The 22,794-nt window shown below is 62.0% G+C and carries 20 protein-coding genes; 7 read left to right on the plus strand and 13 right to left on the minus strand.

Annotated elements, in window-relative coordinates; genetic code table 11:
• Window positions 1-46 precede the first annotated feature (46 nt).
• From AC3WG5_RS10065 to AC3WG5_RS10085, 5 genes are all read right to left on the minus strand, one after another.
• On the minus strand, window positions 47-463 hold the full coding sequence (locus AC3WG5_RS10065) for a DUF1801 domain-containing protein (RefSeq protein ID WP_492568568.1): 417 nt from the start codon (window positions 461-463) through the stop codon (window positions 47-49).
• Between the two features lie 35 nt (window positions 464-498).
• The gene (locus AC3WG5_RS10070) at window positions 499-906 is read right to left on the minus strand and encodes a VOC family protein (protein ID WP_492568569.1); all 408 of its coding nucleotides are present in this window, start codon (window positions 904-906) and stop codon (window positions 499-501) included.
• Between the two features lie 102 nt (window positions 907-1,008).
• Complete coding sequence (locus AC3WG5_RS10075; protein ID WP_492568570.1) at window positions 1,009-1,422, minus strand: SRPBCC family protein; 414 nt, start codon at window positions 1,420-1,422, stop codon at window positions 1,009-1,011.
• 356 nt (window positions 1,423-1,778) lie between these two features.
• Window positions 1,779-2,192: a GFA family protein gene (locus AC3WG5_RS10080; protein ID WP_492568571.1), complete on the minus strand. Its 414-nt coding sequence runs from the start codon at window positions 2,190-2,192 to the stop codon at window positions 1,779-1,781.
• Between the two features lie 291 nt (window positions 2,193-2,483).
• Window positions 2,484-4,010: a fumarate hydratase gene (locus AC3WG5_RS10085; RefSeq protein WP_492568572.1), complete on the minus strand. Its 1,527-nt coding sequence runs from the start codon at window positions 4,008-4,010 to the stop codon at window positions 2,484-2,486.
• Window positions 4,011-4,385: 375 nt separating this feature from the next.
• Between AC3WG5_RS10085 and fumC the strand changes: the two genes are divergently transcribed.
• Window positions 4,386-5,768 (plus strand): class II fumarate hydratase, encoded by a 1,383-nt coding sequence (gene fumC / locus AC3WG5_RS10090; RefSeq protein WP_492568573.1) that lies wholly within the window; start codon window positions 4,386-4,388, stop codon window positions 5,766-5,768.
• 161 nt (window positions 5,769-5,929) lie between these two features.
• On the opposite strand, the gene AC3WG5_RS10095 is transcribed toward fumC, so the two are convergent.
• From AC3WG5_RS10095 to AC3WG5_RS10125, 7 genes are all read right to left on the minus strand, one after another.
• The gene (locus tag AC3WG5_RS10095) at window positions 5,930-6,742 is read right to left on the minus strand and encodes a TOBE domain-containing protein (protein ID WP_492568574.1); all 813 of its coding nucleotides are present in this window, start codon (window positions 6,740-6,742) and stop codon (window positions 5,930-5,932) included.
• A gap of 6 nt (window positions 6,743-6,748) precedes the next feature.
• Window positions 6,749-7,327: a nitrogen fixation protein NifQ gene (locus AC3WG5_RS10100; protein ID WP_492568575.1), complete on the minus strand. Its 579-nt coding sequence runs from the start codon at window positions 7,325-7,327 to the stop codon at window positions 6,749-6,751.
• Between the two features lie 91 nt (window positions 7,328-7,418).
• Entirely contained in the window at window positions 7,419-8,129 is a 711-nt protein-coding gene (locus AC3WG5_RS10105; RefSeq protein WP_492568576.1) for an ABC transporter ATP-binding protein, read from the minus strand.
• Between the two features lie 11 nt (window positions 8,130-8,140).
• Window positions 8,141-8,812, minus strand: coding sequence for a molybdate ABC transporter permease subunit (modB, locus tag AC3WG5_RS10110; protein ID WP_492568578.1), 672 nt, complete (start codon window positions 8,810-8,812; stop codon window positions 8,141-8,143).
• Between the two features lie 10 nt (window positions 8,813-8,822).
• Entirely contained in the window at window positions 8,823-9,581 is a 759-nt protein-coding gene (modA, locus tag AC3WG5_RS10115; protein ID WP_492568579.1) for a molybdate ABC transporter substrate-binding protein, read from the minus strand.
• Between the two features lie 206 nt (window positions 9,582-9,787).
• Complete coding sequence (locus tag AC3WG5_RS10120; protein WP_492568580.1) at window positions 9,788-10,129, minus strand: FKBP-type peptidyl-prolyl cis-trans isomerase; 342 nt, start codon at window positions 10,127-10,129, stop codon at window positions 9,788-9,790.
• Window positions 10,130-10,240: 111 nt separating this feature from the next.
• Window positions 10,241-10,792, minus strand: coding sequence for a hypothetical protein (locus AC3WG5_RS10125; protein ID WP_492568581.1), 552 nt, complete (start codon window positions 10,790-10,792; stop codon window positions 10,241-10,243).
• 211 nt (window positions 10,793-11,003) lie between these two features.
• On the opposite strand from AC3WG5_RS10125, the gene AC3WG5_RS10130 reads away from it, so the two are divergent.
• From AC3WG5_RS10130 to mgtA, 5 genes are all read left to right on the plus strand, one after another.
• Window positions 11,004-11,756, plus strand: coding sequence for an SDR family NAD(P)-dependent oxidoreductase (locus AC3WG5_RS10130; protein WP_492568582.1), 753 nt, complete (start codon window positions 11,004-11,006; stop codon window positions 11,754-11,756).
• A gap of 105 nt (window positions 11,757-11,861) precedes the next feature.
• On the plus strand, window positions 11,862-12,467 hold the full coding sequence (locus AC3WG5_RS10135) for an FmdE family protein (RefSeq protein ID WP_492568583.1): 606 nt from the start codon (window positions 11,862-11,864) through the stop codon (window positions 12,465-12,467).
• Window positions 12,468-12,775: 308 nt separating this feature from the next.
• Window positions 12,776-13,426: a flavin reductase family protein gene (locus AC3WG5_RS10140; protein WP_492568584.1), complete on the plus strand. Its 651-nt coding sequence runs from the start codon at window positions 12,776-12,778 to the stop codon at window positions 13,424-13,426.
• Window positions 13,427-14,075: 649 nt separating this feature from the next.
• On the plus strand, window positions 14,076-15,569 hold the full coding sequence (locus AC3WG5_RS10145) for an RNB domain-containing ribonuclease (protein WP_008953200.1): 1,494 nt from the start codon (window positions 14,076-14,078) through the stop codon (window positions 15,567-15,569).
• A 45-nt stretch (window positions 15,570-15,614) separates the two neighbouring features.
• Window positions 15,615-18,182, plus strand: coding sequence for a magnesium-translocating P-type ATPase (mgtA, locus tag AC3WG5_RS10150; protein ID WP_492568585.1), 2,568 nt, complete (start codon window positions 15,615-15,617; stop codon window positions 18,180-18,182).
• A gap of 485 nt (window positions 18,183-18,667) precedes the next feature.
• On the opposite strand, the gene ydiJ is transcribed toward mgtA, so the two are convergent.
• Window positions 18,668-21,715 carry a D-2-hydroxyglutarate dehydrogenase YdiJ gene (gene ydiJ, locus AC3WG5_RS10155; protein WP_492568586.1) on the minus strand — a complete coding sequence of 1,016 codons (3,048 nt, stop codon included), beginning with the start codon at window positions 21,713-21,715 and terminating at the stop codon, window positions 18,668-18,670.
• Window positions 21,716-21,886: 171 nt separating this feature from the next.
• Here ydiJ and AC3WG5_RS10160 point away from each other — a divergent pair, with 171 nt between their 5' ends.
• The gene (locus AC3WG5_RS10160; RefSeq protein ID WP_492568587.1) at window positions 21,887-22,744 is read left to right on the plus strand and encodes a LysR substrate-binding domain-containing protein; all 858 of its coding nucleotides are present in this window, start codon (window positions 21,887-21,889) and stop codon (window positions 22,742-22,744) included.
• Window positions 22,745-22,794 lie beyond the last annotated feature (50 nt).

Consider the following 22,794-nt stretch of genomic DNA (forward strand, 5'->3'; position numbering starts at 1 on the left):
CAGCCTCGGCGCGACAAATACGGCGCCACGACACCGCACAGGTAGCCTACTTCGCCCGTCTTTGCCTTGCCTTCACGACGGAGACATTGAAGTCGACCGCGGCCCGGATGAGCGCCTTGAACGCATCCGCGTCGATCTCCTCTCCCTCATGGATATCAATCGCGCGCCTTGTGTTTCCGTCGAGGCTCGAGTTGAAGAGCTTGGCTGGGTCCTGCAGCGACGCCCCCTTGGCGAAGGTCAACTTCACGATCGACTTATAAGACTCGCCGGTGCAGATGATCCCGTCGTGCGACCAGACGGGCGTGCCCATCCATTTCCACTCCTCCACGACGTCCGGGTCGGCCTCTTTGATGAGCTGGCGCATCCGGCTCAAGGCCGCCCCGCGCCAGTCCCCGAGTTCGGCGATTCGTTGGTCGATCAGCTCGGATGCCGACTGGCCCTCGGTCGAATCCAGTTTTTTCATGCTCTCCTCCCTAGCTTGTCGCTCCCACCAGCCTGTCAGCCTGCGGATGCCGTCTCAGGCGAGTGGCAAGCGATGCAGATTTTGTTGCCGTCAGGATCGCGGAAGTAGGTGCCAAAGTAATGCTCGTGGTACTCGGGCCTTAGGCCAGGAGCGCCGTCACATGTACCTCCGTTGGCGAGTGCGACTCGGTAGGCCTCTGCAACCATTGGCCGGCTTTCAGCGAGAAAGGCCACCATTTGACCATTGCCTGGCGAGTGGGGCTGTTGGTTGTAGGGAGAGCCGATCAGGAAGAGCGGCCTAGGCTCGTCAGGGCGCTGCCAACCCGCCCAAGGGCGGCTTCGATCACAAAAGCGACGCTTGATGCCGAGGGTAGCCATGAGCGGTTCATAAAAAGCCAATGCGCGGTCGATGTCACTCACGCCGATAAAGATATGGGAGAACATCCAGCGCCCCTTTGTGTGAATATCCGACGTTTGGCATGAGCGGCAGCCGATGGACGCAGCCCCTAGGAGTCTAACTAGGGGGAGTTGGGCAGCACAGTACGTCTACTGCTTCCTGGCTGTTTCAACATGGCGAGTAAAATTATTCAAAATAGCCTGCCACCCGTCGCGTTGCTGCTCGATGGAATGCGATGGCTCGCTATCGAAAGTCACGCGGACCACAACACCTTTTGGGCTATCAGCAAATTCAACCTGCGCGGTGCGGTCGCCAAAGGAATATTCGATCAGTTTGTGTGCCACCACAGCGGTATAGGTTCCGGCAAAATCGAACCCCACGCTGCCATCCTTGGCTTCCATTCGTGACGAGAAGATACCGCCGACGCGCAAATCCACTGTGGCCGAGGTGGTATGCCAATCATCAGACGCCGCGTTCCACTGCTTGATATCCTCGGGAGTTGTGTATGCGTGCCAAACTTTCTCGATGGGGGCCGCGACGGTGGTTTCAACAGTGATTTTCATGACGAGCGTCCTTCTTGGTTTGGGGCAATTAGAATTAGATTTGGCGATGTGGTGCACCGGTGTACTCAAGCTAGAAGACGTATTTTTTACGTCATCATCCAGAATGCATGGCAACAATCATGCTGGCCATGATTGCCACAGAACTATTTATGGCATAGGAGTGCGAAATAACTACCGGGAAATACGTCATATCCACACCTCTTCGCAAGCTGCTTGATCAAGTGCGCAGCCGCATCCACCTCTTTGATAGCGCATCGCCCATCGTCCAAGACAGATATGGCGAACGTTGGGCTTCATTTCATGAAGCCCAACCTACCGTGCTGTCCGTGTTGAACGCCTTGTTATGCACACGCTCTCTAACCCTGAGCTGCGCCTTGTTTTTTAGGGAGCTGGGGGTTCATAAAATCCCACGTTGCGGCACTTGCCACATAGAAATCTAACTTGGGTACATAGCGCGATACTTCGTTTAACGTGCCCGCTTTGATACCCAGCATGCCGGGAAGACTGCTGAACTTTGCGAATAATTGTGAGCCGCAATTCGGGCAGAACCCTCTTTTGTGCACATTTCCGCTGTCGGCCGTTGATTCGAAATAGCTTGCCTCGCCGGAAACAACAACGTCTTTCTCGTGGAAAAGCATTGCAGGAATAAACGCACTACCTGAAGCCCTTTGGCAGTCTTTGCAGTGGCAGTTTCCTGCAAATAATGGCTCGACATCGATTGAATAGTGGATTGCGCCACAAAGACACTGCCCGGTGTATTTTGAATTCATACTTAAATCCATGCTGGTTGGTAACGCGCATAACTAGAAGTAGACGTCCAATAAAAACGTATTTTTTACGTCACCATCTGGACAGCTTGCCACATCACCACCTATGACGGAAGAGTAGGCAGCCCATCCCCAAGCAGACCCTTCCTCCTCCACACCGCAGAACCATCATCTGCCAACAGACTGAGCGCCTCCCCAAACAAAACACCCCCGCCTGCAGCGCAAGCGGGGGTGTGGATTTGGCCTTCGGCCAACGTTGGCCGAAGAGTTCAGCGTGCGTTCAACAACACGCCATCAGGCGGTGGCGACCGGAATCTTACCGATCTTGACGCGCCATTCGGCCGGGCCGGTGTTGTGCACCGAGGTGCCACAGGAATCCACCGCCACGGTCACCGGCATGTCTTTCACTTCGAACTCGTAGATGGCTTCCATGCCGAGGTCTTCGAAGCCGACCACCTTGGAGGCCTTGATCGCCTTGGAGACGAGGTAGGCGGAGCCGCCGACGGCCATCAGGTACACCGCCTTGTTGTCCTTGATCGCCTCGATCGCCGTCGGGCCGCGCTCGGCCTTGCCGATCATGCCCAGCAGGCCGGTCTGCTCCAGCATCTGGCGCGTGAACTTGTCCATGCGGGTGGCGGTTGTAGGGCCGGCCGGGCCAACCACTTCGTCACGCACCGGGTCAACCGGGCCGACGTAGTAGATGAAGCGGTTGGTGAAGTCCACCGGCAGCTTCTCGCCCTTGTTCAGCATGTCGACCATGCGCTTGTGCGCGGCGTCGCGGCCGGTGAGAATCTTGCCGTTGAGCAAGAGCACGTCGCCCGGCTGCCAGCTCGCCACTTCTTCCTTGGTGATCTTGTCCAGATCGACACGCTTGCCGTTGCTGGTGTCGTAGGTGATTTCCGGCCAGTCTTCCAGCTTCGGTGTTTCGAGGTGGGCCGGGCCGCTGCCGTCCAGATGGAAGTGGATGTGGCGGGTGGCGGCACAGTTCGGGATCATGGCGACCGGCAGCGACGCGGCGTGGGTCGGGTAGTCCAGGATCTTGACGTCGAGCACGGTAGTCAGGCCGCCGAGACCCTGGGCGCCGATGCCCAGCGCGTTGACCTTCTCGAAGATTTCCAGGCGCAGCGCTTCGACCTTGGTCAGTTCCGCGCCGCTGTCGGCCTTGGCCTTGAGCTCGTGGATGTCGACGTGGTCCATCAGCGATTCTTTGGCCAGCAGCATTGCCTTTTCCGGGGTGCCGCCGATGCCGATGCCGAGGATGCCCGGCGGACACCAGCCGGCGCCCATGGTCGGCACGGTCTTGATGACCCAGTCGACGATGGAGTCGGACGGGTTGAGCGCGTAGAACTTGGATTTGTTCTCCGAGCCACCGCCCTTGGCGGCACAGATTACCTCGACGCCGTCGCCTTCGACGATCTCGAAGTGCACCACGGCCGGGGTGTTGTCCTTGGAATTCTTGCGCAGGCCGGCCGGGTCGAGCAGCACCGAGGCGCGCAGCTTGTTGTCCGGGTTGTTGTAGGCACGACGCACGCCTTCGTTGACCATCTCCTGTACCGACAGCTCGGCGTCCCACTGCACCTTCATGCCGACTTTCAGGAACACCACGGCAATACCGGTATCCTGGCAGATCGGGCGGCGGCCTTCGGCGCACATGCGGCTGTTGATCAGGATCTGGGCTATGGCGTCCTTGGCCGCCGGGCTTTCTTCGTGCTGATACGCCTTGTACAGCGCGTCGATGTAGTCTTTCGGGTGGTAGCAGCTGATGTACTGGAAGGCATCCGCGATGCTCTGGATGAAGTCTTCCTGACGGATGATGGTCATGAGGCTGTCTCGCAAAAACGTGGGGTGATGACGAGTGGCCAGCGGGCTGGCCGCGGGAGCCGCCAAGAGCAGCCGTCCAACGGGAGCGCGATACGGCTGGTCTTAGCGGCCCAGCCGCCGATTGTAACACCGTTCCGGCCCCGGCTTCTGCCTTGTCGCCCCCATGACAGGCTGCTAGGCTTCATGAAGCACCTGTTCACGATCTTGCTGGACGTCTCTGGGCGTGATCCCGCAACCGAAGAGCGCCAGCCGGCGTTCATCGACGATGGGTTTCGCTACGCTCCCCCATCCTACGCTCTACCTCGATCCACGATCCGCTCTCGACATATCGTGAAGCAGGTTCGGAAAATTGCTTCTCGTGCAGGAGAGACTGTCATGTCCGTCCGTATGGAACGCGATACCTTCGGCGAGATCGCCGTCCCGGCCAAGCGGCTGTGGGGTGCCCAGACCCAGCGTTCGCTGGAAAACTTCCGTATCTCGAGCGAGAAAATGCCGCCCGAACTGATCGAGGCGCTGGCCCAGGTGAAGCGTGCCGCGGCCGGGGTCAACGCCGAACTCGGCCTCCTGGCACCCGAGCTGGCGGGGGCGATCGAGGCCGCCGCCGGCGAAGTGATCGCCGGGCAGCATCCGGACGAGTTTCCGCTGGCGGTGTGGCAGACCGGCTCGGGCACGCAATCCAACATGAACATGAACGAGGTACTGGCCAACCGCGCCAGCGAGCTGATGGGCGGTGAGCGCGGCGAGGCGCGCCTGGTGCACCCGAACGACCACGTCAACCGCGGCCAGTCGTCCAACGACGTGTTCCCCACCGCGATGCACGTGGCGGCGGTGGCGGCGCTCGAACAACGCCTGCTGCCGGCGCTAGACGCGCTGGCCAGGACGTTAGCGGAGAAGTCACTGGCGTTCACCGACATCGTCAAGATCGGGCGAACCCACTTGCAGGATGCTACGCCGCTGACGCTGGGACAGGAGTTTTCCGGCTACATGGCGCAGTTGGCGCATAGCCGGCGCCATCTCGAAGACGCGCTGCCGCACCTGTGTGAACTGGCGCTCGGCGGCACCGCCGTCGGCACCGGGCTCAACGCGCACCCGGAATTCGCCGTGCGCGTGGCGCAAAGGTTGGCCGAAGACACCGGCCTGCCCTTCGTCACCGCCCCCAACAAGTTCGAGGCGCTGGCGACGCACGATGCGCTGGTGCACGGCCACGGCGCGCTGAAGACGCTGGCCGCGGCGCTGATGAAGCTCGCCAACGACGTGCGCTGGCTGGCCAGTGGGCCGCGTTGCGGCATCGGCGAGATCACCATTCCTGAGAACGAGCCGGGCAGCTCGATCATGCCGGGCAAGGTCAACCCGACGCAGAGCGAAGCGCTGACCATGGCCTGCGCCCAGGTGCTGGGCAACGATGTGGCGGTCAACATCGGCGGCGCCAGCGGCAACTTCGAGCTCAACGTGTTCAAGCCGCTGATCATCCACAACTTCCTGCAGAGCGTGCGCCTGCTGGCCGACGGCATGACCAGCTTCAACGAGCACTGCGCGGCCGGCATCGAACCGAACCGCGCCCGCATTGACGAGCTGTTGGAAAAATCGCTGATGCTGGTGACGGCGCTCAATCCGCACATCGGCTACGACAAGGCGGCAGCCATCGCCAAGAAAGCGCACCAGGAAGGGCTGACGCTACGCGAGGCGGCGCTGGCCAGCGGCTACCTGACGGCGGAGCAGTTCGACGCCTGGGTGAAGCCACAGGACATGGTGGGCTGAGCGCAGCCCGGCCGACGCTTAGAGCCTGTTTACGATCTCGAGAGCGAGAGCTAGACAAGGCAAAAATGGCTGAGGAAGCGGAGTTTACGAGGGGTAAATGAGCATTCCGAAGTCGTTTTTAACGCCGTACCGCCGAAGCGCAGCAGATCGCAAACAGGTTCTTACGCCGGCACCCCCAGGATCACACTCGACGCCTTGAAGATCGCTGTGGCGGTCTTGCCCACGGCGAGGTCGAGTGCCTGGCTGCTGTCGTTGGTGACGATGGCGGCCACGGCGATGCCGCCGGGCAGATCGATCACCACTTCGGTGTTCACCGCTCCGGGCACGATGCGCGCGATGGTGCCGCTCAGACGATTGCGCGCGGAGAAGCGGGCGCCTTCGCCATCGGTCAGCACGATCACCGACGACGACTTCACCAGCGCAAACGCCTCGGCCCCCGGACGCAAGCCCAACCCTTCGGTGCTTTCATGCGTGACCGTGGCCACGATCTTCTGACCGCCCGTGACTTCCAGCTCGATTTCGTCGTTGACGGCGCCATGCTTCACGGCGACGACCTTGCCCAGGAACTGATTGCGGGCGCTGGTTTTCATATTCATTCTCCTGATCAGAACATAATCGTCGGCGAGGCTGTCGGCCTGTCTCCCCAGCTGCTCGATGAAACGGTGGTGCTCGCGCTCGATGATGCGGAAGTTCTCCACCAGTTGCTGACCACGCGGCGTCAGGCGCGTGCCGCCGCCGCCCTTGCCGCCCACCAGCCGCTCCACCAACGGCTCGCCAGCCAGGTTGTTCATGGCGTCGATGGCGTCCCACGCCGCCTTGTAACTCATCTTGATGGCCTTGGCGGCCCGGGTGATGGAGCCGCATTCGGCAATCTTGGCCAGCAATTCGATACGACCGGCGCCGCCGAAATTCTCGCCGCCCACCGTCATCCACACCGAACCGCACAAGGCAATGCTGTTGTCTTTCGTGTCCATGGCGTCCTAGCACCCTCGCCTGTCTGAATCGGAAAAGCCCGCACGCTGCCCCAGACCCGTAGCACCTTCCGGCGCCGCCGCGCCAGCACGCGAGGCCGCCAGCTCGGCGAACAGGAAGGATTTCCAGCTCCGGCGGGCGGGGTTGCGTCGCGACAGCGACGGGAAATAGCGCACCAGGAGCCGTGACACCGCCTCCCGCCCGCTCAGCCCCAGGTCCACCGACAACAGCCGCTCGCCAAAGCAGGCCGCCGCCACGGCACGTGCCAGCCACTCGGCTTCCGCCTCCGGCACATCGGGCGCGCGGTGCGCCCCCAGCAGGGCGACCAACTCGGCAAAGCCGGCGGGCGTCGCGGCACGGATGCTGGCGTAATCCGGTTCCGGCATCGGTTCCAGACGGTCCAGCTCGGGAAAGCGCTGCGCCAGCATCGCCAGCAGCGCCGGCTGCGGCAGACCGAGGGTCCAGGCGAACAGCGGCAAGTCGCCGTCCTGGGCATGGCGCAGCACGCCGGCGATCGCCCGGTCCAACAACGCCGACTCGTCACGGGGCAGCGGCGCCGTGGCCGTGGAGAGAGAAAGAGCACTCATGTCGCGAGCCTTTCTGTTGTCGAGGTGGGTGGGTAGGTCATGGGACAGCGCAGCCGGCCCGTCCGCCGGCGCCGGGCCGAGGGAATGCAGGTCAACACGCTCGGGCCGGCAGCACGCCCGGCGGCTGGCACGCCTCGGCGGAAGCGATCATGCCGTCGTGCAGCGCCAGCACCTGCTCGCCGAACACCGCCACGTCCTCCGGATCGTGCGTGATCAGCACCATCGGCACCTGCAGGCGGCGCTGCAGTTCGTCCAGCTCCTCCCGCATCCGCTGGCGCAACAGGGGGTCGAGCGCGGCAAACGGCTCGTCCAGCAGCAGCGCCCGGGGTTCGGCCACCAGCGCCCGCGCCAGCGCGGTGCGCTGGCGCTGCCCGCCGGACAGTTCGCCGGGCATCTGGTGGGCGAGGTGACTCAGATGCAACGCCTCCAGCCAGTAATCGACCGCCTCGCTCTTCTCGGCAGCGCGCGGGTTGAACCAGCCGCGCTTCAGGCCGAAGCCGATGTTCTGGCGCACGCTCAGGTGCGGGAACAGCGCGTAGTCCTGGAACAGGTAGCCCACCTTGCGCGCCTGCGGCGCAAGGTCGATGCCGGCGGCGGCATCGAACAGGGGCTCGCCGTCGAGGCGGATATGGCCGTGGTCGGGCCGCATCAGCCCGGCGATCGCCTTCAGCGTCAGGCTCTTGCCCGAACCGGACGGCCCGAAGATGACGATGCGCTGGCTCACCGACTGAAAGCGGACCTGCAACTGGAAGGTGCGCTTGCCGGAATGCAGGGTCTTGCGGATATCGATATCGAGCTGCATGCTCCGCTCTCCTACTGGTTGGCGATGCGGCCGGGGGCCAGACGTCCCGCCGCCAGCAGCACCACCATGCACACCACCGAGGTGATCAGCACCAGGGTATTGGCCACGTCGTCCTGCCCGGCCTGCACCGCCTCGTACACGGCGATCGACAGGGTTTGCGTCTTGCCCGGGATGCTGCCCGCCACCATCAGCGTCGCGCCGAACTCGCCCAGCGCCCGGGCGAAGGCCAGAAGCACCCCGGCCAGGATCCCGCGCCAGGCCAGCGGCAAGGTGACGCGGAAGAAAATCGCGGCCTCTGAGACGCCCAGCACCCGCCCCGCCTGCTCAAGCTGGCCGTCGACCGCCTCGAACGCCGCCCGCGCCGGCTTGAACACCAGCGGAAAGGCCACGATGGAGGCGGCGATCACCGCGCCCTGCCAGGTGAAGATCAGGTTGATGCCGAAGCTGTCGTGCAGCCAGGCGCCCAGCCAGCCGCGCCGTCCCACCAGCACTAGCAGGTAGAAGCCCAGCACCGTGGGCGGCATCACCATCGGCAGGGTCAGTACGGTGTCGAGCAGGTCGCGCCCGACGAAACGCCCCCGCGCCAGCAGGAAGCCCACGCCCACGCCGAGCAGCAGGTTGAGCAGCGTGGCGCAGCCGGCCACCTTCAACGACAGCGCCAGCGCCGTCCATGCCGATTCCATGTGTCCTCGCTCAGGGCTTCAAGAAGCCATACTTGCCCAGGACCGCCTGGCCGGCCGGGGACAGCACGTAGGTGACGAAACGCCGGGCTTCGTCGCTATTGGCGCTGCCGGCGGTTTTGGCGATCGGGTAACGGATGGCGAGGTCGAGCGGCACCGAGAACGCCACTTTCACCTTGTCCTTCATGATGGCGGCGTCGGTGCCGTAGACGAAACCGGCATCGACCTCGCCGCGCGCCACGTAGTCCAGCGACTGGCGCACGTTCTGGGTCGTGACCGCCTTGGTTTCCAGCGCCTGCCACAGCCTGGCGGCCTCCAGCGCGTGCCGGGTGTAGCGGCCGACCGGGACGCTGGCCGGGTTGCCGATGGCGACCTTCTGCACGCCGCCCTGATTCAGGTCCTCCAGCCGCTTGAGCGCCAGCTTGCTGTCGCCCGGCACGATCAGCACCAGGCTATTGCGCACGAAATCATGCCGCTCGCTCGCCGCCACCAGCTTCTGCTGCACGGCCTGGTCCATGGTTTCCTGATCGGCCGAAGCGAACACGTCGACGGGGGCGCCCTTGGCCATCTGCTGCAGCAGCGCGCCCGAGGCGCCGAAGTTCAGCAACACCTTGGAACCCGGATACTTGGCCTCGTAACCCTGAGCGATGTCCTTGAAGGCGTTGGTGAGGCTGGCGGCGGCGGACACCGTGAGCTCGCCGGCGTGCACCAGGCCGGTGACGGCAACGATGGCGGCGGCGGCCAGAAGGCGTTTCATCAGCGGGAGCGGCATCTCGGTCTCCGAGTCATGTATCGATTAAGCGTAATATACAGCAATATATCACGCCATCGAAAACCCTCGCCGCAGAAGCTGATTTACATCAAGGAAGGCGTCCGGCCCCGGTCACCTCGGACGCGCGTGGCCGGGCGCAATGGCCGAATCTTGGGAGGGAAAAGGTGGACGATGCCGACCCTTACGGGAGGCCGGCCGGGACGCCCTCAGTCGTCCCGCGTCAACACTTCCAGCAGCTCGATTTCGAAGATGAGGTTGGAGTTGGGCTTGATGTGGGCGCCGATCTGCCGTTCGCCGTAGGCGAGATGGGCCGGCACGAAGAGCTTGCGCTTGCCGCCGACCCTCATCCCCATCAGGCCCTGATCCCAGCCCTTGATCACCCGCCCGGTGCCGATGACGCACTGGAAGGGGCGGCCACGATCGTACGAGGAGTCGAACTTGGTGCCGTCCTCGAGAAAACCGTTGTACTGGGTGGTGATCAAGGCACCCTTGACCACTTCCTTGCCGTCGCCCGTTTGAATGTCCACAACCTGTAATTCTTTACTCATCAAGCACTCTCGTTGATTCGGTCATCGGTCAATGCTGCACGCAGCACGTTGGCCGAAATTGTAGCGCATCTTGCGCCGCCGTCGCCGCCGCGGGCAGCGCCAGGGGCGCGCTCAGGCCCGGGGGGAATTGAAACGCGCTTCGGCCTCGCGGAACAGCGTTTTGACCCGCTCCACGTCCCAGGGACGCTCGATCAGCGTTTCGTGGTCCCACTCGCTTCTCGGCCGGGCGGGGTGGAAGAAGTCGCCGCCGTACACGTGAATGGCGCAGGTCATCTTGCCGATGGGATTCAGCACCGAATGAATGATGTCGCGACCGAGTGTCGCCACCTCGCCGGCGCCGAGCGACTGGGCCCCGGCCGCCTCGATGCTGCCTGCCGTGCGGCGCCAGAACACGTTGTCTTCACGGCCAGAATAGATGCCGATCACGGAAAACATCTGGTGGTTATGCGGCATCAGGCTCATGCACGGCGCCCAGACGAAGTTGAGGATGGTGAGTTCCGGGCCGGCATAGAGCGGGGTAATGCCGGCATGCTGCGGCTCGCCCAACCCGGCCATAACGCCTTGCCTATCCGCCACCGCCTCCTGCACCAGCTCGCGAATGGCCCCCTGCCCGTCGGCCACCGCCTTCAGGCAGTTCTGGATGAAACGGTCCTTGTCGAACATGATTTTTACCCTCCCCGGTTTCGCTCGATGGCCGGCCCTTTCAGCGTGGCACATGCCTCCCTGGAGAGAAAGATTTTCGCGGCGCTCACGCCCGGGCCGGGCGCGCCCCCCCGGTGCGGCGGCCGGATCTCGAGTCGGTTGATGGCAGTCAATGAAAACAGCGCGCCGCTTCGCCACTATCACCTCACCAACATCAGCGGAGTAACTGAACATGCAGAACAGACTTCAAGGCAAGGTGGCCGTCGTCACCGGGGCCAGCAGCGGGATCGGACGCGCGATCGTGACGCGGTACGTGGCGGAAGGCGCCAGCGTGGTCGCCTTCGCCCGCAACGCCGAGGCGCTCGCGGAACTGGCGGCGGCGCATCCCGGACAGGTGATCGCCGTCACCGGCGACGTGACGCGCCAGGAGGATTTGCAGCGGCTGGTCGAGGAAACCACCAGGCACGTCGGCAAGATCGACATCCTGGTTCCCAACGCCGGCATCGCGCGCGTGGTGCCGTTTGCGGACAGCAGCGCCGAGGCGTTCAACACGCAATTCTCGGTCAACCTGTTCGGGGCCGCCGAAACCGCCCGGCTCTTTCTGCCGCACATCCGCCCGGGTGGAACGATCCAGTTCATCACCACCTTCCTCACCCAGGTCGGCTTTCCCGGGCTCGCCATCTACAGCGCCAGCAAGGCGGCGCTGAAGTCGCTGTCGCAGACGCTGGCGGCGGAACTGGCGCCCAGAGGCATCCGGGTGAACTGCATCGCCCCCGGCCCCATCGGCACCCCGCTGTGGGGCACGGTCGGCCTCCCGCCCGAGGTGCTCGGCCAAGTGGCGGAACAGGTCACCGCCAGGCTGATCCCCGGGGCGTTCGGCCAACCCGACGACATCGCCGAGACCTCGGTGTTCCTGGCGTCGGATGCGGCCAAAAACATCTACGGGCAGGAAATCGTGGTCGATGGCGGTTACACCATTGGCTAAGTGGAAGCGGCCTCCTATCCTGCTAGGAACGGAGGCCGACTCGCGATGCCGCACGGCATCGCCATCGACCTCCCCGTTGTCACTGTCACACCGAGTATCGCCACCATGAGCTATCCCGCCTTTTTCGACGCCGTTCCCCCGATTCTGGTTCACGACAAGCTGGCCGGCCTGCTCGGCGCCAGCAGCGACGGCATGCTGACCTATCACTACGTCGACGCCGTGCGCCTGGCCGGCCACTCCTGCCCCACGGTGGCGAGCGCCTACCTGATGGCGAGGCGCGCCTTGCAGGTGTTGTTCCCCGACGACGTGCCGGAGCGCGGCGAGATCGACGTCAGCTTCGCCAAGTCGCAGGACGAGGGCGTGACCGGCGTCATCGCCAGCGTGATCGGCCTGATCACCGGTGCCGCCGGTCCGGGAGGGTTCAAGGGCATCGGGGGACGCTTCCAGCGGCACGACCTGCTGCATTTCGATGCCGCGATCGAGGGCGAGGTCCGCTTCCAGCGCCAGGACAACGGCGCCGCCGTGCAGCTTGGCGTCAACCTCGGCCGGGTGCCTCCCAGCCCACTCAGTGGCCCCCTGCTGCAGCGGATCATGGCCGGCACCGCCACGTTGGCCGAAGCCCATGAATTCGCCGAACTCTGGCAAGCCCGGGTGAAGAAGATCCTGATCGAGCATGCGGACGACCCGGAGCTGATCGTCGTCAGGCTCTGAGCCTCCTCCATCTGGCATCACTGGCGCAGCAATGCCCCGGGAGGTGGTGCCTCACCCGCTAGCCGGAGGCCGCCGCGCGTCGCCATGGGGCACAGCGGCCCCCTCCTCCTCTATGCCGGATCAGCACGCGCAGGCCGCAGCGCCGCCACGCATCCCGTTTTCCCGTTATGATGCTTGTGGCCGGGATGAGAGCGGGCCTCCGGCCGACGACCGGCGCCGATATTTGCTACCGCTATCGCTCCTCCCTTCACTTGCCTACCCGGCAGGGCGACCGCCTCGGCCGGCCTGCCCGCAACCAAGTCAACACCATGATTATCGATTTCACCGAGACCGATCCGCTGCTGGCGTACCAATGGCTCACCGCCACCGTGACCCCACGCCCCATCGCCTGGGTATCCACCCGCTCGGCCCAGGGCATCAGCAACCTGGCGCCGTTCAGCTTCTTCCAGGTGGTGACCGGGACGCCGCCGACGGTGATGCTGTCCCCCCTGGTGCAAGGCGACGGCAGTCCCAAGGACACCGTCCGCAACATCCAGGAAACCGGGGAGTTCGTTGTCAACCTGGTGCCGTTCGCCATGGCAGACCAGATGAACGCCACCGCCTTCGGCTACAAGCACGGCATCAGCGAGTTCGAGCGCTGTCACATCCCGAGCCAAGCGGCCGAACACGTCCAGCCCTTGCGCGTCGACGGCGCCAGCGTCAGTTTCGAATGCAGGATGGCCGCGCTGTACCCCTACCCAGAACACAAGCCGTCGTGCCACATCATTCTGGGCGAAGTGCTGCTAGCGCATATCGACGAGTCGATACTGGACGAGCGCGGCCGCGTCGACCCGGCCCGCCTCGACATCATCGCCCGCATGGGCGGCAAGTGGTACAGCCGGACCCGCTCGGAAGCCAACTTCGAACTGTCGCGGCCGAGCGGCTGGGACGACCGCTCGGCCGGCCGGGCCACCCAGTAAGGCCAAATCGCGGCAGGCCGGGCCGGCGTTGACGCCGTGTCGTATCGACAGCGTACCGACAACGTCGGCCACCGGTTCTGCGGGGCCTTCCGAATACATTCATGAAGAAGCAATCGGAGCCTGCGCTAAAGCCGGCATTGTGCCCTTGGTTTCGAAACCGGCGACCTCCGCCCCCCTCCCCCCAAATGGTGCTGCCCGTAGCGCGTCCTATACTGCATCAGGATCAGTGTACACATCGATATCCACAAGGAGTTTCACCATGGGCAAGATCAGACAAGGCAACAAGGAAGCAAAGAAATCACCCATCATGACGCCCAAGGAGAAGAAAGCCGCGAAACAGGGCAAGAAACACACCTCGGACAAGATGCCTTGATGGTTTCCTGATCGGTTTGCCGCGATGGATGGCTTGATCCATGGACAGGACGAGCAGGCTGTTTTTCTAGCATGGGATGTTTCAGTCTTGCCGAATAAGGATTCAATTCTTGGTCTCGGCAGGCGGCTTGCCTTGTGCCCCCATCCGCCATCGCAGGGTTCTGGACGGATGTCGGCCCTCCCCTGCCACTGATGAGTCACGTGACCGCCTCAGCTGAGGGAAGTCGTTTGTTTGGTGGCCAGCCAAGACAGCCACGCGTTCATGGTGGAATAGAGCATGACGACCACCGGGGGTAAGATGCGTCACGCATTAAGCAATCACCGAACAAACCTCATCACGATTGCCACGTTGGCAATGTTCAGCCGCGGACTTGACCCAGAGTATTCTCGCGGCGTACAGCAGGAACTCGCCAGGCTGAAAGGGCCCGCCCGGGAGTCGGATAGCCATATTCGGGACCTGACGGCGCTGCTCTGGTGTTCGATTGACAACGACGACTCCCGTGACCTTGACCAACTGACGGCAATCCAGCCCCTAGCACGAGGTTCGGTGCGGGTATTCGTAGCGGTTGCCGACGTTGATGCACTCATCACAAAGGGATCACAAATTGACGAGCATGCCCGCGTCAACACCACTTCCGTTTACACCTCGGCACGCGTTTTTCATATGCTGCCCGAACGTTTGTGCACCGATCTAACTTCCCTCAACCCCGACGAAGACCGCTTGGCCCTAGTGACCGAGATGGAGTTCACCTGCGACGGTGTCCTGGTCCACCCGACCATTTACCGCGCCCTGGTTCGCAACAAGGCCCAGCTCGCTTATGACGATGTCTCCGCCTGGATCGAAGGGACTGGCGAGTTGCCCGCCGCGGCGCAACGCATCACGGGGATGAACACCCAGTTGCGCATGCAGGATGAGCTTGCCCAAAAATTAAGGGTGCTGCGACGTGCACAGGGCTCCCTGGAATTTGAAACCTTCCAACCCAGGGCAGTATTCCATGGAGAACAAATCACCGACATAAAACAGCAGGAGCAAAACCGGGCACGTCAGCTGATCGAAGAACTGATGATCGCCACCAACGGCTGCACAGCACGCTTCTTGGCTCAGCAAGGGAGTGCCTCTCTGCGGCGGGTGGTGCGCTCGCCCGAACGCTGGCAGCGCATCGTCAGCGTGGCCAACGGTTATAACGCGCAGCTTCCCAGCCAGCCTGATGGCCAGGCGCTCGAAGCCTTTCTCGCTCTTCAACACAAGACCGACCCGCTGCGCTTTCCCGATCTTTCGCTCGTGATCGTAAAACTGATGGGCTCGGGAGAATACGTGGTAGAGCGGCCCCATGGGCCACCTATCGGTCACTTTGGCCTGGCCGTGCAGGACTACATGCACTCTACGGCACCCAATCGGCGCTTCCCGGACTTGATCACATTACGTCTGCTCAAGGCGGCACTGGCCGGTAGCGTGTCGCCATACTCCAATGATGAACTGGACGAACTGGCCTTGCACTGCACCATGCAAGAAGACGCCGCACGAAAGGTGGAGCGACAGCTCCGCAAGTCTGAAGCGGCTCTGCTGCTGCATTCGCGAATCGGACAACGCTTTGATGCCCTGATAACCGGCAGCGGGGACGAAGGCAGTTGGGTGCGTATTTTTGAACCGCCGGCGGAGGGGCGGCTGACTGGCGACTTGCCCGAGTTGAAAGTTGGGCAACTAGTACGGGTGCGATTGGTGTCCACATCCGTGGAGCGAGGCTTCATTGACTTCGTTCTCGTACACTAACTCCCGCGTTTTGCGGGAATGAGCAGACGATACCAAGGCGGCTCTATGAAATCCAAGGTGTGGTGGCTTGAGTCGCTGACGGGTGAACCTGACCATCTTTCCAAGCTCAATGCCGGGTTGTCCAGTGCCGAGGCAAGAAAGAGGCTTGCCCAATTCGGCCCCAACCTGTTCCGGGAACGAGACGAAAAATCGTTGCTACGGCAGTACCTCAGCCGCTTCAAGAACCCTCTGGTCCTCATCCTCCTCGTCGCCAGTGCTGTTTCGGCTTTTACCGGAGAGGTCACAAACTTCCTCATCATCAGCTTCATTGTGCTGCTGAGCGTCACGCTGGACTTTGTGCAGGAACACCGTGCCAACCAGGCTGCCGATAAGCTACGGCAATCTGTTTCCATTCGCGCCATCGTGGTACGTGATAGTCAGAGCAAGGAGATTTCGGTAGCTCAAGTCGTTCCCGGCGATCTCGCGTTGCTGTCGGCCGGCGACTTGATCCCTGCCGACGGACGCGTTCTTGAAGCACGCGACTTCTTCGTCAAGCAGGCGCTGCTGACGGGGGAGACCTACCCAGTAGAGAAGCACCCTGGCGAGCTCCCTGCTACGGCCACTGAAATTCAGGAAGCGACCAATGCGGTATTCATGGGCACTTCGGTCATCAGCGGCAGCGCCCGTATCCTCGTAGTCAAGACCGGTACAGCGACCGCCATTGGTGAAATCGCGGACAGCATCTCCCGACAAGCGCCCGCGACATCGTTCGAGCTGGGCGCGCGCCGCTTCGGCATGCTGATCATGCGCTTGACGGTGTTGATGGTGCTGTTCGTATTGCTCGTGAATCTCTGGTTTCACAAGCCGTGGCTGGATTCATTCTTGTTCGCCGTAGCGCTCGCCGTGGGCCTGACGCCGGAACTCTTACCGATGATCATTTCGGTCACCTTGGCGCGTGGCGCATTGCGGATGGCCAAGAAGCACATGATCGTCAAACGACCCGCGGCCATTCAGGACCTGGGCTCGATGGACATGCTGTGTACGGACAAAACGGGCACGCTGACCGAAGCCAAAATCACGATGGAACGGCATGTCGATGCAGAAGGCCAATCGAGCGAGCGGGTGTTGGAACTCGCCTATTTGAACAGTTTCTTCGAAAGCGGCCTGAAGAACCCTCTCGATGAAGCTATCCTCAACCACCAACATGTCGACGTGACGTCCTGGAAAAAAGTGGATGAAGTCCCATTCGACTTCGAGCGTCGTTGTGTTTCGGTGCTGCTGGATAACGGCCAAGACCGGTGGCTGGTAGTGAAGGGAGCGGCCGATGAAATAGTCGGCCTGTGCACCCATTATGAAACGCAAGGTAGCCCACTCCAGCGCCCGCTGGATGAGTCCGCCCGATCGGTGATTCAGACCCAGTACCACGCCCTCGAGGCGGAAGGCTTCCGCGTGCTGGGTATCGCCTGGCGCCAGGTGGCACAGGATCATCCCCACGCGGTGCTGAGTGACGAAACGGAACTCGTACTGGCCGGGTTTGCCGCCTTCCTCGACCCGCCCAAAAAGAGCGCCGCCTCGGCACTCAAGGCACTGGAAAACGCAGGGGTGACCATCAAGATCGTTACGGGCGACAGTGATCTCGTCACCCGGCATGTCTGCACCCAACTCAACATACCTGTCACGGGACTTCTGACTGGCAAGGAAATCGAGCAGATCGACGACCACACCCTGCGTGCCAGGGTCGAAACGGCTAACCTCTTCTGTCGAGTCAATCCAGCCCAGAAGGATCGCGTGATCCAGGCACTCAAGGCGCGCGGTCATGTGGTCGGATACCTGGGGGATGGCATCAACGATGCACCATCGCTGCATTCGGCAGATGTCGGTATCTCGGTCGATTCGGCGGTGGATGTCGCCAAGGAAGCGGCCGACATGATCCTGCTGAAACACGATCTGCATGTGCTGCATGAGGCGGTACTGGAAGGGCGTCGTACTTTTGGCAACATCATGAAGTACATCATGATGGGAACCAGTTCCAACTTCGGCAACATGTTCAGCATGGCCGGCGCTTCGCTGTTTCTGCCTTTCCTGCCGATGTTGCCGACACAGATTCTGCTCAACAACATCCTTTACGACGTCTCGGAAGTGCCGATCCCGCTCGACGAGGTTGATGCCGAGGAAATTGCCAGCCCGCGAGTGTTGGACCTGAGTTTCATCCGCAACTTCATGCTGGTGATCGGGCCGATTAGTTCAGTGTTCGATTTCATGACGTTCTACGTGATGCTGGCTGTCTTGCACGCGGACGAAAAGCTGTTTCAAACGGGCTGGTTCGTCGAATCGCTGTGTACCCAGGTGCTGGTGATTTTCATCATCCGAACCCGCGGGAACCCCCTGAAAAGTCGTGCCAACCCGATTCTGACGGCGACATCGCTACTGGTGGTGGCCGTCGCGATGCTATTACCGTTCACACCATTAGGGGTCCATTTCCGATTTGAACCGCCGCCCGCCCGCTTTTTTTTCATCCTGAGTGGCATGGTGCTTGTCTATCTGTTTGTTGTCGAACTGGCTAAACAAGGCTTTTACCGATGGTCGATGGCGAATCACCATCGTCGCCACCGCTTTCGAGCCAGGGCGGCTTGATGTAGTCAAGCAAGCGCCAGCCCTGCCGTGCTCGGGGTGATTGCGAAGCCGCCCGCCATGCATAGCAACCACCGGGGTACCCGACATCACGCGACACAGGCGTCCAACGATTTCACCACGCTGTTGCATCCTCGGTTGAATCCGCCCCCACCGAGGGCCGGCCTGTCCACAGTATGTGCAGACCGGCCGCGGCGGTCGAGGATAGAGTCCACGGAAGTGGTGTAAATGCAGGCCGCAGCACACCATGGCGGAGCCTGCAGAGGGCCTGCCAGACAACACCCCGCTACTGGGCGTGTAAACCTAGAAAACCGGACCAGAGTTCGGCCCTGAAATTTACACCACCTTGACGGACGCTATCGACATTATTGAATTCATGAACAGAGCCCGCCTATAAGAATACGGGCATTTGTTATGAAGACAATGACGTGCAGGGCTAGCCGTATGCAGGATCCCGCTCAAGTCTTAGAAGCCACTTACCTACCGCCCTACCGCCCACCGCCCCGCACCTCATCCAGCAAGACTTGCAGCGGATGGCGAAGCTGACGGCCGGCAAAGCGCTTGGTCTGACTCCGGCATGAGTAGCCGGTCGCCAGCGCCTCGCCCTCACTCGCCGGAGCGTCAACATGAGCGGCCCACGATTGCTGGAAGATGATCTCGGAAGTCGACACATTGCGTGCTTCGTGGCCATAGGTGCCCGACATGCCGCAGCACCCTGTCGGCTGTACCAGCAGTTGCAAGCCGCGGCGCTTGAATAGCTGCTCCCACTGCCGGTTGCTGTCCGGTGCATTGGTCTTTTCCGTGCAATGGGGCAACAAGCGGTAGCGGGTGCCGACCTGCGTGACGGCCTCCGGCAATGCCTGCTGCAACCACTCCTGCGGTAGCAAAACCTGCGGCGGCGTCCCCATTTCCGGCACTTTGGCGTACTCCTGCCGGTAGGTCAGCGTCATCGCGGGGTCCAGGCCGACCAGAGGGATGTCGAACTGGCCGACTTCCTGCAACTGGCGCGCATTGCGTATCGCTGCTTTTGCAAAGGCGTGAAGAAAGCCCTGCACATGCAGCGGCTTGCCGTTCGGGCTTAGCGGGGCAAGCCACACCTGATAGCCCAGACGCGCGGCCAGCTCGATGAAGGCACTGAACAGCTCCGTCTCGAAGTAACGGGTAAAGGCATCCTGCACCAGGATGACGCTACGGGCACGCTGCTCACTCGACAGCCTGGACATGGCCTGGGGCGTGGCCGGCTGGACATCCCAGCGGCGCAGCGTATCCGCCAGCTTGAAGCGGCTGAAGAGCGGGCTGTCGACAATGCCGACATGCCGGGTGAGGAGTTTGCGCACCCAAGTTTGGCTCATCAGGCCATTGTAGAGAGCCGGCACCTTGGCGAGATACGGCATGCTGTATTCCAGCGAGCCGATCATGTAATCGCGCAAAGGGCGCAAGTATTGGCGGTGGTATAGTTCCAGAAAGCGCGAACGAAACTCGGGTACGCTAACCTTGACGGGGCATTGCCCAGTACAGGATTTGCATGCCAGGCAGCCCGCCATGGCGTCGTAGACCTCGTGCGAAAAATCCGCACTCCCCTGCCGCGCCGCCCGGCTATTGCGCCAGCGCTTGAGGAAGCTTCCAGCAAAGGACTGGCGCTGGCTCGCGACCTCGAGCACATCCACCCCGGCTTGTCCTTGCAGACGCAACCATTCACGCATCAGCGAAGCCCGCCCTTTCGGGGAATGGACACGGTCGCGTGTCGCTTTCCATGATGGGCACATCGCATCGTCGGGGTCGAAGTTGTAGCACGCGCCGTTGCCGTTGCAATGCATGGCGGTGCCATAGCTCTGCCAGACGCGCTCGTCGATTTGCCGGTCCAGTTCCCCGCGCGTGGTCACCTCGTCGATCTTCAATAGCTGGATCGTGCTGGCTGGCGGCGTAGCGATCTTGCCCGGATTGAACTGGTTATAGGGGTCGAACGCCGCCTTCAGCTGCTGCAAAGACGGGTAAAGTTCGCCGAAAAATGCCGGAGCGTACTCCGAGCGCACCCCCTTCCCATGCTCACCCCACAACAACCCGCCATAGCGTTGCGTCAACGCGGCGACGCCATCGGAAATCGGCCGGACCAGTGCGGCTTGCTGCGGATCTTTCATATCCAGTGCGGGCCGCACGTGCAGCACGCCGGCATCGACGTGGCCGAACATGCCGTACTGCAGCTTGTACTGATCCAGCAGCGCCCGGAATTCAGCGATGAAGTCCGCCAGATTCTCCGGCGGCACCGCCGTGTCTTCCACGAAAGGCTGCGGACGCGCTTCGCCCTGGATGTTGCCCAACAGGCCGACCGCGCGCTTACGCATGGCGTACACCCGCTTTACTTCGGCATGCCCCACGGCAACGGTATGGCCCAGGCGTTCTACTGTCGTGTCGGTGCGCAGGTGAGCGATGAAATCGGCCACTTGGGCATTCACTTGCTCGGCATCATCGCCGCTGAATTCGATGAGGTTGATCCCTAGGGTCTCGCGGTCCTTGTCCTGAGGAAAATAGTCACCCATACTATTCCAGACGATGTCCTGCATGGCCAGCAGCAATACCTTGGAATCGACGGTTTCGATCGACAGCGGTTGAAGGGCCAACAGGGCGCGCGCGTCGCGCAGCGCATCCATGAAACTGCCGTAGCGCACATTCACCAGCACCGAATAATTCGGTATCGGCAGCACATTGAGCTTGGCCTCGACGACAAAACCCAGCGATCCCTCGGCGCCACAGAGCACGCTGTTAAGGTTGAAGCGTCCATCCGGCTCGCGTAAGTGGGCCAGGTCGTAGCCGGTCAGACAGCGGTTGAGTTTGGGAAACTTGGCTTCGATCAGTGCCGCTTTTTCTTCGCTGATCTGGCGTGCCGTACGGTACACCTTGCCCACGCGGTCCTGACGAGCGCATTGCTGTTCCAGCTCTTGCTCATCGAGTGGCCGGCCATGCAGGCGCTCACCGCCCATCAGCACAAAATCAAGCGCCAGGACATGGTCGCGGGTCTTGCCGTAGGTACAGCTACCCTGCCCGCTCGCATCGGTATTGATCATTCCGCCGATGGTCGCCCGGTTGGACGTCGACAGCTCAGGGGCGAAGAACAGGCCATACGGCTTGAGGGCGGCATTGAGCTGATCCTTGACCACCCCTGCCTGTACCCGCACCCACCGTTCCTCAGGGTTGATTTCCAGGATGCGGTTCATGTGACGGGAGAGGTCCACCACCACGCCATGGGTCAGCGATTGCCCATTGGTGCCCGTCCCGCCGCCACGGGGGGTGAGCACCACATCCCGATAAGAGGACGTATCTATGAGTGCCGCCAGGCGCTGCACATCGTGGGCATCGGCAGGGTAAACCGCCGCCTGAGGCAGGCGCTGGTAGATGGAGTTATCCGTCGACAGCACCGTTCGAGTGCCGTAGTCGGTACTGATCTCTCCAACAAACCCACTCGCCTTGAGCGCGTCGAGAAACGCATGAGTCGTTGAGGGCAGTTCTGTGTCTGTTTGGGCGAGTAGAGCAATCGACATAGCGGCAACCGTAGTGATGAGTCCAGGAGAAACCTTGACCTGTCTGCATGAGATGGAAGTGGCATTCCCACAATGGTGCTAGTATCTCTGAGCCACTTCACGGCAACAAACGACAATTTCACAGCAAAAGAATGAGTAAAACTCATGAATCATCGGCGCCTGACACCCTCGATGTCGCTACTGCTGGTATTCGAGTCCGCGGCTCGACATGAGAGCTACACGCGTGCGGCGGAAGAGCTGTCGCTCAGCCAGAGCGCCATCAGCCGCCAGGTGCAGGCGCTCGAGGAGCATCTGGGGCTCAAGTTATTCCGGCGCGAAGGAAGATCGGTCAGGCTGACCGATGCGGGACGTCGTTACTACCTGGAGTTGAGCGAAGCGTTGGGACGCATCCGTAGCGCGACCTTGCAAGCCATGTCTTCGCAATCAGGGACCGGGGCACTACGCCTGGCAACGCTGCCGACGTTCGGGTCCAAATGGCTGTTGCCGCGCCTGCATGAGTTCTATGCAAGCCACCCTGGCGTGACGATCCACATCCATTCGCGAATAGGGGATATCGATTTCAATACCAGCGAGATCGATGCCGCCATCACCGTCGGCACCGGCGATTGGCCCGGGATGATGGCGCATCGGCTATACAACGAATTTCTCGTTGCCATTGTCGATCCGTCCGGAGTTGAAGACGGCCAAGAGATAACGCCGGATTGGGCCATGAAGCAGACCTTGCTGACGGTCGCCAGCAATCCGCAAGCCTGGGCCGAGTGGTTCTCGCACTATCACCTCGATCATCGCCAAATGCGTCTGGGGCCGAGCTTCGAACTCACGTCCCACTTGATCCAGGCGGTCAGGGCAGGCATCGGCATCGGCCTGGTGCCACAGGCCCTGATAACGGACGAACTGCAACGCAAAGAACTCATCACCATTGGTGAGGCCATCGCCAGCCCGCGCAGCTACTACCTGGTTTACCCCCCGAGAAATGCCTCGCTCCCCTCCTTGACTGCATTTCGAGACTGGCTGCTCAGCGCTTGCTGAGTAAAACCTCTCTTCCCCTGGTTGGTGGAGGTTGCAGCCGGGTAGAAGGG

This window comes from Pseudogulbenkiania sp. FW507-F1 (assembly GCF_058781125.1).